This is a genomic window from Agromyces sp. LHK192 (assembly GCF_004006235.1).
GTDB lineage: Bacteria > Actinomycetota > Actinomycetes > Actinomycetales > Microbacteriaceae > Agromyces.
Genome location: NZ_CP034753.1, coordinates 2,623,519 through 2,639,180, shown reverse-complemented (window position 1 = coordinate 2,639,180; position 15,662 = coordinate 2,623,519). Strand labels below are relative to the sequence as shown.

The 15,662-nt window shown below is 73.7% G+C and carries 12 protein-coding genes; 5 read left to right on the top strand and 7 right to left on the bottom strand.

Annotated features, from left to right (window positions below; all coding sequences use genetic code 11):
• Nucleotides 1-4: 4 nt before the first annotated feature.
• On the bottom strand, nt 5-475 hold the full coding sequence (locus ELQ40_RS11900) for a DUF6790 family protein (protein WP_127793872.1): 471 nt from the start codon (nt 473-475) through the stop codon (nt 5-7).
• Nucleotides 476-616: 141 nt separating this feature from the next.
• On the opposite strand from ELQ40_RS11900, the gene ELQ40_RS11895 reads away from it, so the two are divergent.
• Nucleotides 617-970: a TIGR02611 family protein gene (locus ELQ40_RS11895; RefSeq protein ID WP_164863569.1), complete on the top strand. Its 354-nt coding sequence runs from the start codon at nt 617-619 to the stop codon at nt 968-970.
• 12 nt (nt 971-982) lie between these two features.
• On the opposite strand, the gene ELQ40_RS11890 is transcribed toward ELQ40_RS11895, so the two are convergent.
• On the bottom strand, nt 983-2,545 hold the full coding sequence (locus ELQ40_RS11890; RefSeq protein WP_127793871.1) for an aminopeptidase P family protein: 1,563 nt from the start codon (nt 2,543-2,545) through the stop codon (nt 983-985).
• Between the two features lie 74 nt (nt 2,546-2,619).
• Nucleotides 2,620-3,666: an endonuclease/exonuclease/phosphatase family protein gene (locus tag ELQ40_RS11885; protein WP_127793870.1), complete on the bottom strand. Its 1,047-nt coding sequence runs from the start codon at nt 3,664-3,666 to the stop codon at nt 2,620-2,622.
• A 93-nt stretch (nt 3,667-3,759) separates the two neighbouring features.
• On the opposite strand from ELQ40_RS11885, the gene ELQ40_RS11880 reads away from it, so the two are divergent.
• Nucleotides 3,760-4,632 (top strand): PHP domain-containing protein, encoded by an 873-nt coding sequence (locus tag ELQ40_RS11880; protein WP_127793869.1) that lies wholly within the window; start codon nt 3,760-3,762, stop codon nt 4,630-4,632.
• 8 nt (nt 4,633-4,640) lie between these two features.
• Here ELQ40_RS11880 and ELQ40_RS11875 read toward each other — a convergent pair whose 3' ends face one another.
• Nucleotides 4,641-6,137, bottom strand: a complete 1,497-nt coding sequence (locus ELQ40_RS11875) for a DEAD/DEAH box helicase (protein ID WP_205649331.1) — start codon at nt 6,135-6,137, stop codon at nt 4,641-4,643.
• A gap of 134 nt (nt 6,138-6,271) precedes the next feature.
• Here ELQ40_RS11875 and ELQ40_RS11870 point away from each other — a divergent pair, with 134 nt between their 5' ends.
• Complete coding sequence (locus ELQ40_RS11870; protein WP_240665772.1) at nt 6,272-6,985, top strand: ferritin-like fold-containing protein; 714 nt, start codon at nt 6,272-6,274, stop codon at nt 6,983-6,985.
• 27 nt (nt 6,986-7,012) lie between these two features.
• Here ELQ40_RS11870 and ELQ40_RS11865 read toward each other — a convergent pair whose 3' ends face one another.
• Both ELQ40_RS11865 and ELQ40_RS11860 read right to left on the bottom strand, forming a co-directional pair.
• Nucleotides 7,013-7,327 carry a hypothetical protein gene (locus tag ELQ40_RS11865; protein ID WP_205649330.1) on the bottom strand — a complete coding sequence of 105 codons (315 nt, stop codon included), beginning with the start codon at nt 7,325-7,327 and terminating at the stop codon, nt 7,013-7,015.
• Nucleotides 7,327-7,551: a DUF3107 domain-containing protein gene (locus tag ELQ40_RS11860; RefSeq protein WP_127793866.1), complete on the bottom strand. Its 225-nt coding sequence runs from the start codon at nt 7,549-7,551 to the stop codon at nt 7,327-7,329. Before ELQ40_RS11860 ends, ELQ40_RS11865 begins: the two co-directional genes overlap by 1 nt.
• 125 nt (nt 7,552-7,676) lie before the next feature.
• Between ELQ40_RS11860 and ELQ40_RS11855 the strand changes: the two genes are divergently transcribed.
• On the top strand, nt 7,677-10,994 hold the full coding sequence (locus ELQ40_RS11855; protein WP_240665770.1) for a UrvD/REP family ATP-dependent DNA helicase: 3,318 nt from the start codon (nt 7,677-7,679) through the stop codon (nt 10,992-10,994).
• Entirely contained in the window at nt 10,991-14,410 is a 3,420-nt protein-coding gene (locus ELQ40_RS11850) for an ATP-dependent DNA helicase (RefSeq protein ID WP_205649329.1), read from the top strand. The genes ELQ40_RS11855 and ELQ40_RS11850 overlap by 4 nt, the downstream gene beginning before the upstream one ends.
• On the opposite strand, the gene ELQ40_RS11845 is transcribed toward ELQ40_RS11850, so the two are convergent.
• On the bottom strand, nt 14,381-15,610 hold the full coding sequence (locus ELQ40_RS11845) for a phosphotransferase (RefSeq protein WP_240665769.1): 1,230 nt from the start codon (nt 15,608-15,610) through the stop codon (nt 14,381-14,383). The two genes, ELQ40_RS11850 and ELQ40_RS11845, sit on opposite strands and share 30 nt — an antisense overlap.
• Nucleotides 15,611-15,662: the final 52 nt, after the last annotated feature.

The following is a 15,662-nucleotide window of genomic DNA, read 5'->3' as shown; positions in this document are numbered from 1 at the left end:
CGCGTCATCCCCCGAGGACTCGGAACAGGCCGACGAGCCCAGCACCGACGACGACGACGCCGACGACGAGGTCGGTCCACAGGGCGAACTCCTCCTTGGCGTTCCGGCCGCGGTTCCCGACGTGGCCGAGGAACGCGAGGAACAGGTAGACGCCGCCTGCGAGGCCGGCGATCGGCCACCAGCCGGGAACGATGGCCAGCAGCCCGACGACGCCGAAGGCGAGGTTGGCCTTCGCGAGTTCGCGGGTGACGGTCTTCTCGGCGACCGTCGGGGTGTCGCTGCCCATGATCCCGGCGGTGAGGCCGGGCCTCGCGAGCTGCGTGATCCCGGCGAGCAGCAGGCGGGTCCCGACACCCCAGAACGCCCACCACATGCCGAACACCGCGATCGGGTCGCCGGGCACGACGAGGAGATGGATCAGTCCCGAGACGAGCGGGAGCGCGACCGTCTGCAGTCCCACGACGATGAAGTACACGATGCCCCCCGGAGCGTCGGTCCGATGCGATGCGACGCCATCAGCATACGGATGCGTGCACGGGTGGGCCGACGCGGCGCGCACAGGTGCATCCCGGCGGATCGGCGGGCGGTTCTCAGGCACGCCTCCTACGCTCTGGCCATGGTGAGCGAACCCGAGATCCGAGCCGACATCGTCGCCGCCGAACGGCCCGACCGACCGGTCCGGCGCATGCTGCGGGGCATCCGCTCGTGGATCGACCGGCATCCCCGCCTGCGCGTCGTCTACCGGGTCGGCGTCGGCGTGCTCGGCGGCGTGATCGCCGTCGGCGGGCTCGCGCTCGTCCCGCTGCCCGGGCCGGGCTGGCTCGTGGTCTTCCTCGGCCTCGCGATCCTCGGCACCGAGTTCCACTGGGCACGCCGCATCTCGCGATGGCTCAAGGCACAGCTCGACCGCTTCTGGGCGTGGTGGCGAGCTCGCCGGGCCGCCCGGGTCGCCCGGGCATCCGCCGACTGAACGCGGGACGCCTCAGCGCTGCGCGCCCCGCACCCACGCCTCGACCTCGTCGGCCGTACGTGGGATGCCGGCCGAGAGGTTCTCCGCGCCCGTGGCGGTCACGAGGATGTCGTCCTCGATCCGCACGCCGATGCCCCGGTACTCGGCGGGCACGGTGAGGTCGTCGGGCTGGAAGTACAGGCCCGGCTCGATCGTGAAGACCATGCCCTCCTCGAGGACGCCGTCCATGTAGAGCTCGCGGCGCGCCTGTGCGCAGTCGTGCACGTCGAGGCCGAGGTGGTGGCTCGTGCCGTGCACCATGTAGCGCCGGTGGAACTGGTTCTCCGGCTGCAGCGACTCCTCGGCCGAGACCGGCAGGAACCCCCACTCGGCGGTCTTGCGCGCGATGACCTGCATGGCGGCGGCGTGGATCTCGCGGAACACGACGCCGGGCTTCACGATCGCGAACGCGGCATCGGCGGCTTCGCGGACCGCCTCGTACACCCGGCGCTGCACCTCCGAGAACTCGCCGTTCACCGGGAACGTGCGCGTGATGTCGGCCGTGTAGTAGCTGTCCATCTCGACACCGGCATCGAGGAGCACGAGGTCGCCGGGCACCACGGGTCCGTCGTTGCGCGTCCAGTGCAGGATCGTGGCGTGCGGGCCGGCCGCGGCGATCGAGCCGTAGCCGACGTCATTGCCCTCGAGGCGTGCGCGGGTCGCGAACACGCCCTCGATGACGCGCTCCCCTCGAACCTCGCTCGTGATGCGGGGGAGTTCGGCCAGCACCTCGGCGAAGCCGCGGCTGGTCGCGTCGACGGCGGCACGGAGCTCGCCGATCTCGTAGTCGTCCTTGACGAGGCGGAGCTCCGAGCAGACGCGGGCGAGGTCGCCGTCGGGCTCGTGCGCCGCGTTCACCTCGAGGCTGAAGGGCGCGTCCTGCGCGTTGGTCGAGAGCGCCTGGTCTGCGGCGAACCGGATGCGCGCGTGGTCCACGCGCTCGGTCAGCGCGGCATCCGCCTCGCGGAGCACGAGCGTCGCGGTGTCGACCCGCTCGAGGACGCGGTCGAGGTCGGCGATGTCACGCGTGGCGACCGCGAGGTCGGCGGCGACGTGCGCGAGCGACGGGCGCGGCCCGATCCAGAACTCCCCGATGGCGGGGTTCGCGTAGAACTCGTCGGAGTCGCGACCGGCGCGCTCGCGGAAGTAGACGGTGGGGAGGTGGCCCTCGCCCCCCTCCGGCTCGAGCACGAGCACGGCGCCCGGCTCCGAGTCGGAGCCCCAGCCGGTGAGATGCGCGAACGCCGAGTGCGCCCGGTACGGGTACTCGGTGTCGTTGGCGCGCTGCTTCATGTCGCCGGCGGGGATGATCAGGCGCTGCCCGGGGAAGGCGGCGGACACCTTCGACCGGCGCGCCGCCGCGTACGCGGCCTGCTCGCGGGCAGGGGGCAGCGCGTCATCGCGCTCGGCCCAGCCGCTGGCGAGGTACTCCTTGAACCGCTCGGAACCGGGCGTCGTGGATCGGTTCGCGTTGCGGTCGCGCTCCTCGGCCGTGGTCTCGGCGGGCGCGGTGGACGTGTCGGTGGTCTCGGACATGGCATCCATTCTCGCACCGCTCCCTGAGCGACGAGCAGACGACGCCCGCGCTGTCCGCAGGTGGCGGAGTAGGCTCAGCCGACCCGGACGAGCGTCGTGACGATCGGTCGGTGGTCGCTGCCCGCCGCGTCGAGTTCGCCGACGACCCGGAATCCGGCGACTTCCCAGTTCGGCGTCGCGAGGACGTGGTCGATCGGGCTGCCGAAGAACGGCGGCACGTCCGTCGGCCAGGTGCCGAGTCCCGCCGCACCGCCCGCGAGCGCGGCATCGCGGCAGCGCCCGAGGTCGCCGCCGTCCACGCCGCGGCCCGCGAAATGGTCGAGGGTGGCGTTGAAGTCGCCCGCCAGGATCACGTCGTCGCCCGCGCACAGTTCGGCGATGAAGTCGAGGTCGCTGCGCCAGTTGCGCAGCTCCCATCGGATCGGCGCGACCGCGTGCACGGCGACGATGCGCGGGCCCTCGCCGTCGACCGGGTCGGCGACGACCGTCGGCAGGGTGTTCGTGTTGTCGGGGGGTCCCGGCCATTCGCCGCTCGTCACGTCGTGGTCGCCGAGGTCGGGGCTGATCAGCAGTGTCGTCGACCGTGCCTTCGCGATGTCGTCGAACGCGAGCGTGTGCACCCACATCGGCCGGCCGCCGTCGCGCATCGCGATCGCGACCTCCTCGCCGAGCGGGTCGGTCGTCTCGGGCAGCGCGATGACGTCGGCGCCCTCGTCGAGCGCCAGGTCGGCGATGGTCTGCGCGTCGGGCACCTCGCCGAGCGTGTTCCAGGCCAGCACCGTCACCTCTGATGCGCCGTCGGATGCCGCGTCGTCGGATGCCCCGGCCGAGGCATCCGTCGATCCGAAGCCGCGCGCCGTGAGGACGGCGACGTTCGCGCCCGCGAACAGTGCGAGCACGACCGCCATCGCGATGCCGAACCGACGTGTGCGGCGGCCGATGGCGAGCGCTCCGAACAGCACCACGCCGACGACCGCGACCGCGGCGGCCGCGCCGCGCAGCGCGACGACGTGCGCGGCGATCCACTGGTTCTGGAGTCCGAACGCCTGCGGCCAGGCGAGGATCGCGCCGACGACGAGCGAGACGAGCACCACGGCCCAGCCGAGGATGCGGGGGAGCATCCTTCCAGCGTAGCCAGCGCCGGCCCGTTCGGTCCGGTCGTGACCCGTGGCGCGGCTGGGAGTGCGCTGCGAACCCGTGGCTAGCATTGGAGGATGGTCGCGGCTGTCCCGGAACCCCTCGGCGAGGCCGACCTGCACGTGCACTCGGTCGTCTCCGACGGCACGGTCGCGCCCGCCGCCCTCATGGCCGAGGCCGCCGCCGCCGGCCTCGGCGCGATCGCGCTCACCGACCACGACTCCACCGCGGGCTGGGCCGAGGCCGCTGCGGCGGTGCCGGACTCGGGCGTCGCGCTCATCCCCGGCATGGAGCTCTCGACCCGCGAGGGATTCACGAGCGTGCACCTCCTCGGCTACCTCATCGACCCGCTCGACGACCGGCTCATCGCCGAGACCGCGCGCATCCGGGAATCGCGCATCACGCGCGCCGAGGAGATCGTGCGGCGCATCTCACGCGACTACGACTTGAGCTGGGAGGACGTCCTCGCCCAGACCGTCGAGGGCACCACGATCGGGCGGCCGCACATCGCCGACGCGCTCGTCGCCCGTGGCCACGTGCCCACCCGGTCGGACGCGTTCGCGGGCATCCTGCACCCGAGTTCCGGGTATGCGGCCCCGCACTACGCACCGGATCCGCTCACCGGCGTCAGGCTGATCCGTGCGGCGGGCGGGGTGCCGGTGCTCGCCCACCCCGGCACCAGGGGCGCCGAGCGCGTCATCCCCGATCGGCGACTCGGGCAGCTGGTCGATGCGGGCCTGTTCGGCCTCGAGGTCGACCATCCCGAGAACCGCGAGGACTCCAAGCCGCGCCTGCGCGAGCTCGCGAAGCGGTTCGGGCTCGTCGTCACCGGGTCGAGCGACTACCACGGGGCGGGCAAGCCGAACCGGCTGGGCGAATGCCGTACGGCCGCAGACGTCGTCGCGCGCATCGTCGCCGAGGCGAGCGGCTCGGCGCCGGTCCTGCCGTAGGCCTCTCGTCAGCCCTGCTGGGCGGGCGTGGACTGGCCGCCGCCCGCACCCGAGCCGCCGCGACGACGACGGCGGCGGCGAGGAGCCGCGGCGTTGCCGTCGTGGTGCTCGTGGCCCTTGCCGTCGTGCGTGCCCGACCCCGGGTCCTTCGCCGGCGCCGCGGCGGAGCCGCCGGCGACGTCCGACGTCGTGCCCTCGCCGGCCGGACGCCCGTTGCGGGTGCGGCGACGGGTCCGCGAGCGGGCCGAGCGGTCGCCCGACCCCTCGGACTCGGTACGGCCCGCCGTCGACGACCGCGTCGGGGCGGCGGCCGGAGCGGCCGGCTTCAGCCGGCCCTTCGTGCCCTCCGGGATGCCCAGGTCGGTGTAGAGGTGCGGGCTCGACGAGTACGTCTCGACCGGCTCGGGCTGGCCGAACTCGAGGGCCCGGTTGATGAGCGCCCACTTGTGCAGGTCGTCCCAGTCGACGAACGTCACCGCGATGCCGGTCTTGCCGGCACGGCCCGTGCGACCCGCGCGGTGCAGGTACGTCTTGTCGTCGTCCGGGATGGTGTGGTTGATCACGTGGGTGACGTCGTCGACGTCGATGCCGCGCGCCGCGACATCCGTGGCGATCAGCACGTCCTTCTTGCCGGCCTTGAACGCCGCCATCGCGCGCTCGCGCTGGTCCTGGTTGAGGTCGCCGTGCACCGCCGCGGCGTTGAATCCGCGATCTCCCAGTTCCTCGACGAGCTTCGCCGCCGCGCGCTTCGTCCGCGTGAAGATCACGGTCTTGCCGCGGCCCTCGGCCTGCAGGATGCGCGAGATCACCTCGTCCTTGTCGAGCGAGTGCGCCCGGTAGATGAGGTGCTTGATGTTCGCCTGGGTGAGGCCCTCATCGGGGTCGTTCGCGCGGATGTGGATCGGCTTCGACATGAAGCGGCGCGCGAGCGCGACGATCTGCCCCGGCATGGTCGCCGAGAAGAGCATGGTGTGACGCACGGCAGGGGTCTTCGCGAACAGCTTCTCGATGTCGGGCAGGAAGCCGAGGTCGAGCATCTTGTCGGCCTCGTCCAGCACCATCTCCTGGACCTTGCCCAGGTCGAGCAGGCGCTGGCTCGCGAGGTCGAGCAGGCGGCCGGGCGTGCCGACGACGATCTGCGCACCCGCCTTGATCTGCTCGATCTGCCCCTCGTACGCCTTGCCGCCGTAGATCGCGACGACCTTCGTCGGCCGGTTCGAGGTCGCGAGCTCGAGGTCTTCGGTCACCTGCACGCACAGTTCGCGCGTGGGGACCACGACCAGAGCCTTCACGCCGGGCTCCGGGTCGTCGCCGAGCCGCTGGATCAGCGGCAGGCCGAACCCGAAGGTCTTGCCCGTTCCGGTCTTGGCCTGGCCGATGATGTCCTGGCCCGTGAGGGCGAGGGGGATGGTCTGCTCCTGGATGGGGAAGGCATCGGAGATGCCCTTCCCGGCGAGCGCGTCGACGATGTCTGACGCCACGCCGAGTTCGGTGAACGTGGTCACGGATGTTCCGCCTGTCGGTGTTTCGGGGGGTGCGCCCTGATCGATTCCGCAGGCGCACGGTCGCGGTTCCATCGCCCGCGTACGCCGTCCAGCCTAACGGAGTCGAGGAAGACTCCCCGGTTATGCTGTCCTGCGTGGTGTTCTGGTCAGGTCGACGCGGCTCGCGCGAGGTCCCGCTGCTGCGACCCCGTGTGGTTCCGACCTCCCTGACGAAGGTCGACTTCACCGAACTGGTCCCGGAACCCATCCCGTTCCTCGGCCAGGCCGCCTACATCCAGCTCGAGGCGTTCGAGTCCCTCGCCCGCGCGGTCGCCACGGCGCCGACGCTCGGCGCGAAGGAGGGGCTCTCCGCCGCGGCCGGCGTCGCACTGCGCAAGCACCACGCGCTGATCGCCGAGCTGCGTCGCGAGGGCGTCGAGCCTGTCGAGGTGATGGCGCCGTTCGCGCCGGCGACCGACCGGTTCCGCGAGACGAGCTCGGGCGCCGACTGGTACGAGCTGCTGCTCGGCATCCACGTCACCACGGGCATCCTCGACGGGTTCTTCGGTCGGCTGGCCGAGGGCCTGCCGCGCGATCTCGGCGATCGGGTGCGCGGGATCCTCGCCGAGGAGGGTGCCGGCGACGTGCTCCGCCGCGAACTGGAACGCGGCATCGCCGAGCAGCCCGGACTCGCCGACCGCCTCGCCCTGTGGGGGCGCAGCCTCGTCGGCGACGCGCTGCTCATCGCGCGGTCGGCCCTCCGCGGATCCGGGCCGGGCGCGCCCGGTCAGGAGGAGATCGAGCCGGTGTTCACCGAACTCATCGCCGACCACACGCGTCGCATGGACGCGCTCGGGCTCACGGCGTAGCGGTCGCTCGCCGGGAACGGCGCGCGCTCAGCGCGCGGTCGTCGCCGCCGTCGCCGGCTTCGAGAGCCGCTCGAACAGCGCGGCGTCGGCGTGTTCGCGGCGCGGCGCGATCAGGAGCGCGGATGCCCCGGCCGCGAGGCCGGCGACCACGAGCGAGACGACCCAGATCCAGCCGCCGTCCCAGGCCCAGCCGAGCCAGGTCAGCGCGACCCAGACGATCGCGGCGACACCCGCGCCGATCGCGGGGACGAGCACCGACCCGTAGCTGTGGCGCTTCGGCAGCGTGTACCGCGCGATCGCGCCGAGGATCGCACCCCCGAGCGTGACGAAGAGCAGTTCCATCAGGCCACGAAGCCGATGCGGCGCGACTCCTCCGAGCCGATCTCGACGTAGGCCAGCGCGGCGGCGGGGACGACGTAGGTCGTGCCCTTCTCGTCGGCGAGCTTGAGCAGCGCCGCTTGGCCGGAGAGCGCGGCCGCGACGGCCTGCTCGATCTCGGCAGCGGTCTGCGAGGACTCGAAGCCGAGCTCTCGGGGGGAGTTCTGGATGCCGATGCGAACGTCCACGGTGCGCCTTTCTGTCGTGCCTGCAACACTATGGCACGCAGCGTGGGCACCGTCTCGGCGTTCACTGTCGGCAGAACCCGCGAGGCGCGGCGGGCCGTGTCGGCGGGCCCGGTTACCGTGGCGGCATGCCCGATTCGCCCCATCCGGAAGGCGCCCCCTCGTCGGCCGGCCTGCTCGACGCGCCCGCCGTCGCCCCCGCCGCCGCGCGCGCTGTGCTCGACCCGTCCGCCGGGCCGGACCACGCCGGGCACGACGACGCCGGGCACGACGACGCCGGGCGCGCGATGTTCGTCGATGGGGCCGCCGCGCGAGTGCTCGCGCTGCCCGACGGCGCCTCCGCAGCCGTCTTCGGCGCGCCCGGCACGGGCAAGACGACCCTCGCGATCGAGGTCGTCGCCGAACGGGTCGAACGGCGCGGCTACGACGTCGACGAGGTGCTCGTGATCTCCGCGAGCCGGGCGACCGCCACGGCGCTGCGCGACCGCCTCGCCGTGCGCCTGGGGCTGACGACGCGCGGCCCGCTCGCGCGCACGGCGAACTCCATCGCGTTCCAGCTCGTGCGTGCGCATTCGGGCGAGCCGGTGACGCTCCTGACCGGCGCGGAGCACGACCAGCTCATCGCCGAGCTGCTCGAGGCCGCGGTCCGCGACGGCGGCGGACCGGAATGGCCGTCGCCGCTGAGCGACGACGTGCGGCGGCTCCGCGGGTTCCGCGCCGAGCTGCGCGAGCTCGTCATGCGCGCCGTCGAGCACGGGGTCGACGGCGACGCGCTCGGACGGCTCGGGGCCCTGGCCGGGCGGCCCGAGTGGCAGGCCGCCGGGAACTTCCTCGACGAGTACGCCGACGTGAAGGAGCTCGTGCGCGGCGCCCAGTACGACTCGGCCGAGCTCGGCTCGTACGCGTCGGCGATCCTCGCCGCGGCGGCGGCCGGCGACGTCGAGTCCGAGCAGGCCCTCGGCACGCTCGCACGGATCCGGCTGATCGTCGTGGACGACGCGCAGGAGGCCACGCAGGCCGCGGCCGCCCTCCTGGCCGGGTTCGCGGCCCGAGGGGTCGCCGTGATCGCGCTCGGCGACCCCGACGTCGCCGGCAACGGGTTCCGCGGGGGGCGCCCCGAACTGCTGGGTTCGCTCGGCAGCACGCTCGCCGGGGCCGCCGGCTCCGGAAGGGTGCCGGTCGAACGTATCGACCTGGAGGTCCGGCATCGAGGCCGTCCCGCGCTGCACGGCCTCGTCGCCGAGGTGACCGGCCGAATCGGCGCGGCACTGGGCGGCACGCACCGGTCGGCGGCCGGGAGCGGCGACGCATCCGACGACGACCCGCTCGCCCCCGTCCTCGGCATCGAGGCGGCCTCGCACGCGGCCGAGTGCCAGTCGATCGCGGCCCTCCTGCGCGAGCACCACCTGCTCGGCGGCATCCCGTGGTCGCAGATGGCGGTCGTGCTCCGCTCGGGCGGCGACGTGCCCTCGTTCGAGCGCGGGCTCGCGCTCGCCGACGTGCCGACGGCCGGCGCGATCGCGCGCACCCCGCTGAAGGATGCCCCGGTCGCCGCGTCGCTGCTCGGTGCCGCGTCGATCGCCCTCGGGCGTGAGGAACTCACCGGCGAACTCGCGGTGGACCTGCTCACCGGACCGCTCGGCCGGCTCGACGCCGTCGGCCTGCGCCGGCTGCGCCTGTCGCTCCGCCACGAAGAGCTCGCAGGCGGCGGCAACCGCACGGCCGACGAACTGCTCGTCGACGCGCTCGGCGCACCGGGCGGGTTCGAGACGGTCGACGCAGCGCCGGCCCGGCGCGCGGGCCGACTCGCGAAGGTCCTGGCATCCGCGCGCGGCGTCGCCGGCCGCGGGGGCACCGTCGAGGAGGTCCTCTGGGCGCTCTGGGACGGCAGCGGACTGGCGACCGAGTGGGCGGGCCAGGCCGCGGGAACGGGCGTGCTCGCCGAGGAGGCGAACCGTTCGCTCGATGCCGGGGTCGCGCTCTTCGCCGCGGCGCAGCGCTTCGTCGAGCGTTCGCCCGGGGCGCCCGCGGGCCGCTTCATCGACGAGGTGCTCGCCAGCGAACTTCCGGAGGACTCCCTGGCGCCGCAGCGCAGCGCCGAGACGGTGTTCGTCGGCACGCCCGCCGCGCTCGTCGGCCGGGACTTCGAGGTCGTCGTCGTCGCGGGCCTCCAGGAGGGCGTCTGGCCGAACCTGCGTCCGCGCGGCACGCTCCTGCACACCGAGCTCCTGCCGCGCGCGATCGCGGCGGCACGGGCCGGAGAGCCGATGCCGCAACCGGAGACGGCGGGTGAGGCTCGGGCCTCGGTCCGCAGCGACGAGCTCCGGCTCTTCGCGCTCGCCGCCTCCCGGGCGACCCGTCAGCTCGTGCTCGCGTGCACCGCGAACGACGACGAGCAGCCGTCGGTGCTCATGGGGTACGCCCCGGTGCGGCGCAAGCCCGGCCGGCGCAGGCCGCTGCACCTGCGCGGGCTGGTGGGCGCGCTCCGCGGGGAGGCCGTCGCGGCCGCCCGTGCGACGCCCGGCACCGCCGTGGCGTCGGCGCGCGCCGGCGAGGCGCCGGCGGCCCTGGCGATGCTGGCCGAAGCCGGCATCCCGGGTGCGCACCCCGACGAGTGGTACGGGCTCCGCGAGCCGTCGACCACGGCGCCCCTCGTCGACCTCGACAGCGACCCCGAGGCTGTCGTCGACGTCTCGCCGTCGCAGATCGACCGTGCCGAGGAGTCGGCCCTCGGCTGGTTCGTCGACCACGTCGCATCGCCGCCGTCGGGCCTCGCGGCCTCGATCGGCACGATCGTGCACGCCGTCGTCGAGGCGGCCGGTGCCCGTGACGACGGCGACGTGAGCGTCGAGACGCTGTGGGTCGAGGTCGAGCGGCGGCTCGCGACCCTGCACGTCGAGGCGGGCTGGGTCGCCGAACGCGAACGCCGAGGCGCTCGCCGCATGACCGAGGGGGCTTCGGCGTACCTGGAGGCCTTCGCCGACGACGGCAAGGTGCTGCTCGGCGCCGAGGGGCGGTTCACGATCGTCGCGGGGCGGGCGCGCATCACGGGCACGATCGACCGGGTCGAGGCGTCGCCCGACGGCACGACGGTGATCGTCGACCTCAAGACGGGTTCGCGCCCGCCGACCGGCCCCGAGACGTCGAAGCACCCGCAGCTCGGGGCGTACCAGCTCGCCGCGCGCGGCGGCGTCGTCGCGACCGCCGGCCGATCGGGCGGGGCGAAGCTCGTGTACGTCGCCAAGCCGACCGGCCAGGTCGCCTACTCCGAGCGCGCTCAGCAGCCCTTCGACGACGAGGCCGAGGACGCGTTCCACGCGCGCCTCGACGCCGTGGCCCGCGTGATGGCGGGCGCGACGTTCGCGACCGCCGCCGAACTGCCGTTCCGGTCGCGGTTCGCCGGTTGGCAGTACCGGGTGCAGGTAGTCCCGGCGGTGTCGGCATGAGCGCCGACGCGGCCGTGACGAGCGCCGACGCGCCCGTGATCCGCGCCGACGCGGCCGTGATCCGCGCCGACGCGCCCGTGATCGGCGCCGACGAGATCGCCACGAGGCTCGGCCTGCACGTGCCGACCGCAGAGCAGCGCGCCGTCATCGAGGCCGACCCGGCGGGTCGGCACCTCGTCGTCGCCGGTGCCGGCAGCGGCAAGACCGAGACGATGGCCAACCGCGTCGTCTGGCTGCTCGCGAACGGCCACGTCGACGTCCCCGAGGTGCTCGGACTCACCTTCACGCGCAAGGCCGCGGCCGAACTGGCGGACCGCATCCGCGAGCGCGTCGCGCAACTCGTCGCAGGCGGCATCGCCGACCTCGACCTCGATCCGCTCGAGGCGGCTGCCGTCGGCACCTACCACTCCTTCGCGAGCGCCATCTACCGCGAGCACGCGCTCCTGATCGGCCGCGAGCCGGACGCCGCCGTCCTCGGCGAGGCATCCGCGTGGCAGCTCGCGCGACAGGTCGCCGCGCAGTCGGCCGACCCGCGCCTCGTCGAACTCGACCTGTCGCTCGACCGCGTCACCGAAGCCGTGCTGGGCCTCAGCCGTGCGCTCGCCGAGAACGTGGCCGACTCGCGCGACGTGGTCGCGTGGACGCGCGACTTCCTCGCGCTCGGCGACCTGCCGATCGGTGCGCCGCGCAAGCGCACGCCGTACGAGTCGTTCACGAAGGCGCTCGGGGTCGTGGGGGCGCTTCCGCCGCTGCTCGAACTCGCCGACGACTTCGCCCGCGCCAAGCGCGAGCGCGGCTACGTCGAGTTCAGCGATCAGGTCGCGCTCGCCCTCACGATCTGCCGGGCGCACCCGGAGGTGGTCGCCGGATACCGGGAGCGCTATCGGTCGGTGCTGCTCGACGAGTACCAGGACACGTCCGTCGTGCAGACCCGGCTCCTGTCGACCCTCTTCGGCGGCACTCCGGTCATGGCGGTGGGCGACCCCGACCAGTCGATCTACGGATGGCGCGGCGCGAGCGCGGCGAACCTCGCGCGATTCGGCGGCGACTTCGGCGGGGGCGGCGGCGGGGGCGGGGACGGTCACTCGGCGGGCGACACCTCGGTGTTCGACCTCTCGACGAGCTGGCGCAATCCGCGCACCGTGCTCGATGCCGCGAATGCGCTGATCGCCCCGCTCGACTCCGGGGTCGCGAAGGCGCCGCTGACGGCCTCGCCGTTCGCAGGAGACGGGGTCATCGACGTGTCCTGGCACGAGACGATCGAGGAGGAGGCCGAACGCGTCGCCGACTGGTTCGCCGACGGCCTCGCCCGCACGGCGGATCGCGTGGCCTCGGGAGCGCTGCTGTGCCGCACCTTCTCGAACGTCGGCGTCTTCGTGCATGCGCTGCGCGAGCGCGGCGTGCCGGTGCACGTGCTCGGCATCGCCGGGCTGCTCGACCAGCCCGTCATCGCCGACCTCGTCTGCGCGCTCCGGGTGCTGCACGACCCGACCGCGGGCGCCGAACTGCTGCGCCTGCTGGCCGGTGCGCGCTGGCGCATCGGGCCCGCCGACCTCGCCGCACTCCGCGGGCTCGCGCGATGGCTGGTCGAACGCGACGCCGCCAGCCGGCGCCTCGAGCCGGACGTTCGGCAGGGCATCCGCGACTCGATCGCCCCGGAGGAGTCGCCGTCGATCGTCGACGCGCTCGACATGCTGACCTCCACGCCCGACGGGCACCGCGCCCTCGCCGGGTTCAGCGAGCCCGGCCTCGCCCGAATGCGTCGGGCGGGGGCGCAGCTCCAGGCGCTGCGACGGCGTGCCGGTCTCGGGCTCGTCGACTTCGTGGCGCTCGTGCAGCAGGAACTCCTCCTCGACATCGAGGTGAGCGCCAATGCCGACCAGCCGCTCGGACGACCCAGCATGGAGGCGTTCGACGACCTGCTCACCGGGTTCGTCGAGGTCTCCGAGCTGCCCACGCTCGGCGCGTTCCTCGGCTGGCTCACCGAGGCGGAGCAGCGCGATCGCCTCGCCCCCCGGCAGGACGAGCCCGAGCCCGGTGCCGTGCAGGTGCTCACCATCCACGGGTCGAAGGGCCTCGAGTGGGACCTCGTGGCGATTCCCCGCCTGGTCGACGACGAGCTGCCGGCGAAGCCGCGCACGACCGCGGGGTGGATCGCGATCGGCTCGCTGCCGAACGACTTCAAGGGCGACCGCGACGAGTTGCCCGAGCTGGTGTGGCGCGGCTCGCAGAGCCAGCACGAGTTCGACGAGGCCGTCACGGCGTTCCGGGCCGAGAACGCCTCGCGCGACGCCGAGGAGGAGCGCCGCCTCGCATACGTCGCCGTCACCCGTGCACGTGATGCGCTCCTGTTGACCGGGTCGTGGTGGGCGACCCAGAAGACGCCGCGGCGGCCGAGCCCGTACCTGCACGAGCTCGTGCAGGCCGGCATCGTCCCGGCGGCGGCGCTGCCGGTCGCGTCCGCGTACGAGCAGAATCCCGCGGCGGATCGGGTCTCGACGGTGAGCTGGCCGCTCGACCCGTTGGGGTCGCGCCGCGCTGCGGTCGAGTCCGCAGCCCTCGCGGTCCGGCAGGCCGCGGAGCGGCCCACCGGCGACGGCATCGGCCCGGTGCTGCGCGCCGAACTCGACCTGCTCCTCGAGGAGCGGCGACGTCGCCAGCTCGGCCCCGAATCGACCGCGATCCCGGTTCGCGTTCCGGCGTCGCGCTTCAAGGACTACATCGACGACCCGGCGGCCGTCGCCGACCAGCTTCGCCGCCCGATGCCGCAGCGCCCGTTCCGCGCCACGCGCATCGGCACGCTGTTCCACCGCTGGGTCGAACACCGGTCGACGGGCGAAGGCGACGCCGAGGCGATCGACGCGCTCGACGGCGTCGCGGCCGACGAGCGGCTCTGGGCGTCGGACGACGACCTGCTCGGCGAGGTGGTCGGCGGCCAGGTCGAGGCGTCGACGACCGACCCCGCATCAGCTCGCCTGCGCGACCTGCAGGCGACGTTCGAAGCCTCCGAGTGGGGCGGTGTCCGGCCGTCGGCGGTCGAGCTCGAACTCCACCTGCCGATGGGCGACCACGTGTTCATCTGCAAGCTCGACGCGGTGTACGACGTCGAACCGTCGTCGGAGCTCGGGCGGCAGGGCATCCGTCACCAGGTCGTCGACTGGAAGACCGGCAAGGCGCCGCGCGACGCGCGAGACCTCGAGCTCAAGCAGACGCAGCTCGCGCTCTACCGCCTCGCGTACTCGACGTGGTCGGGCGTGCCGGTCGAGGCGATCGACGCGTGCTTCTACTTCGTGGAGGACGACCGGGTGATCCGGCCGACCGAGATCAGCGACGAGGCGGCGCTGCGGCGGGCCTGGGCCGAGGCGACGGCACCGCGCGACGCGGGATCAGCGGTCGATGCGCGACTGACCGGGTGAGTCCGACGGGTCGGACTCGGCCGCCGATGGGTCGGACTCCGCCGCCGAAGGGTCGGGCGCGTCCGGCGCTGATCGTTCCGGCGCCGGACGCCCCGACGGCGACGCGTCGCCCCAGTCGCTGAGGTCGAGGGGGATCGGTGCCGTGAGGTCGCCGACCTGGTCTTCGCCGACGCGCTGGAGGTCGCGGAAGTCGTACGCGTCGGTGAGCAGCGCGCCGCCGGCTTCCCGGGGCACGTGGTCCCGCGGCGTCGCTTCGAGCAGGCGCTCCACGTCGCCGACCGCGAGGATCGGCCCGGTGTCGGCGGCGAGCGGTTCGCTCGATCGGTCGTGCACGCTCGCGACGAGTCCGTCCAGGAGCGACACCGCGTCGGCGATCACCGACTCGTCGCGGGAGTCGACGCCGTGCAGCAGCCACCTCGCGAGTTCGAGCTCCGCGTAGAGCAGGGCGCGGCGGGGCAGGTGCTCATCGGATGCCCCCTCGCGCGCGACCTGGTAGGCGGCGAGCGCGCGGTCGGCCGACTGGCCCCGGGAGGTGAGCAGCCAGTGCAGGTCGCGTGCCGGGTCGCCCACGGAGAGGTTCGACCAGCCGATGACGCCGGTGACGTGATCGCCGTCGACGAGGATGGCGTCGGCGCCGAGCCCGCCGTTGACGACGGTCGGCTCGAACCTCCACAGCGCGGCGTCGTCGGTCGCCTCCTCCCACCGGCGCAGCAGCGCGCTGGGGAGCCGGCCGCTGTCGGCGGCGCGGCCGATCAGCGCCACGACGTCGTCGCGGCATTCGGCCGCACTGCGACGGGGGAGCCCGGCGTCGCCGACGAACCCGCCCGGCAGGCCGTGGATCGCCGCGACGGCGAAGCCGACGGACTCGGCGAGTGGCACGTGGGCGGTCAGCTCGTCGGCGGTGCGCGGCGCCCCGGAGATGAAGTCGGTGACGACGGCGCGGGTGCCGTCGACGGGGGCCTGCCCGACGAACACGGGCACGGCGAACGGCAGCCTGTTGCGGATGCCGGTCGTCAGTGCGCGAAGCGCGACGAGGTCTGCGGACTGCTCGCTCTCGGCCGCCTGCGAGCGCGGTACGCGGATCAGGAGCAGCCGCTCGTCGGTCGCCCGGAGCAGTACGGCGTCGAATCCGCCCTGCGACCGGCGGCTGTGCGCGGCCGCTGCCCGCACCTCCAGGCCGGGCACCGCCGCCGTGGCCAACGCGGCTAGAGTGAGAGGGGGTCTGGCCATGGCACACAGCTTAAGCAGGCAA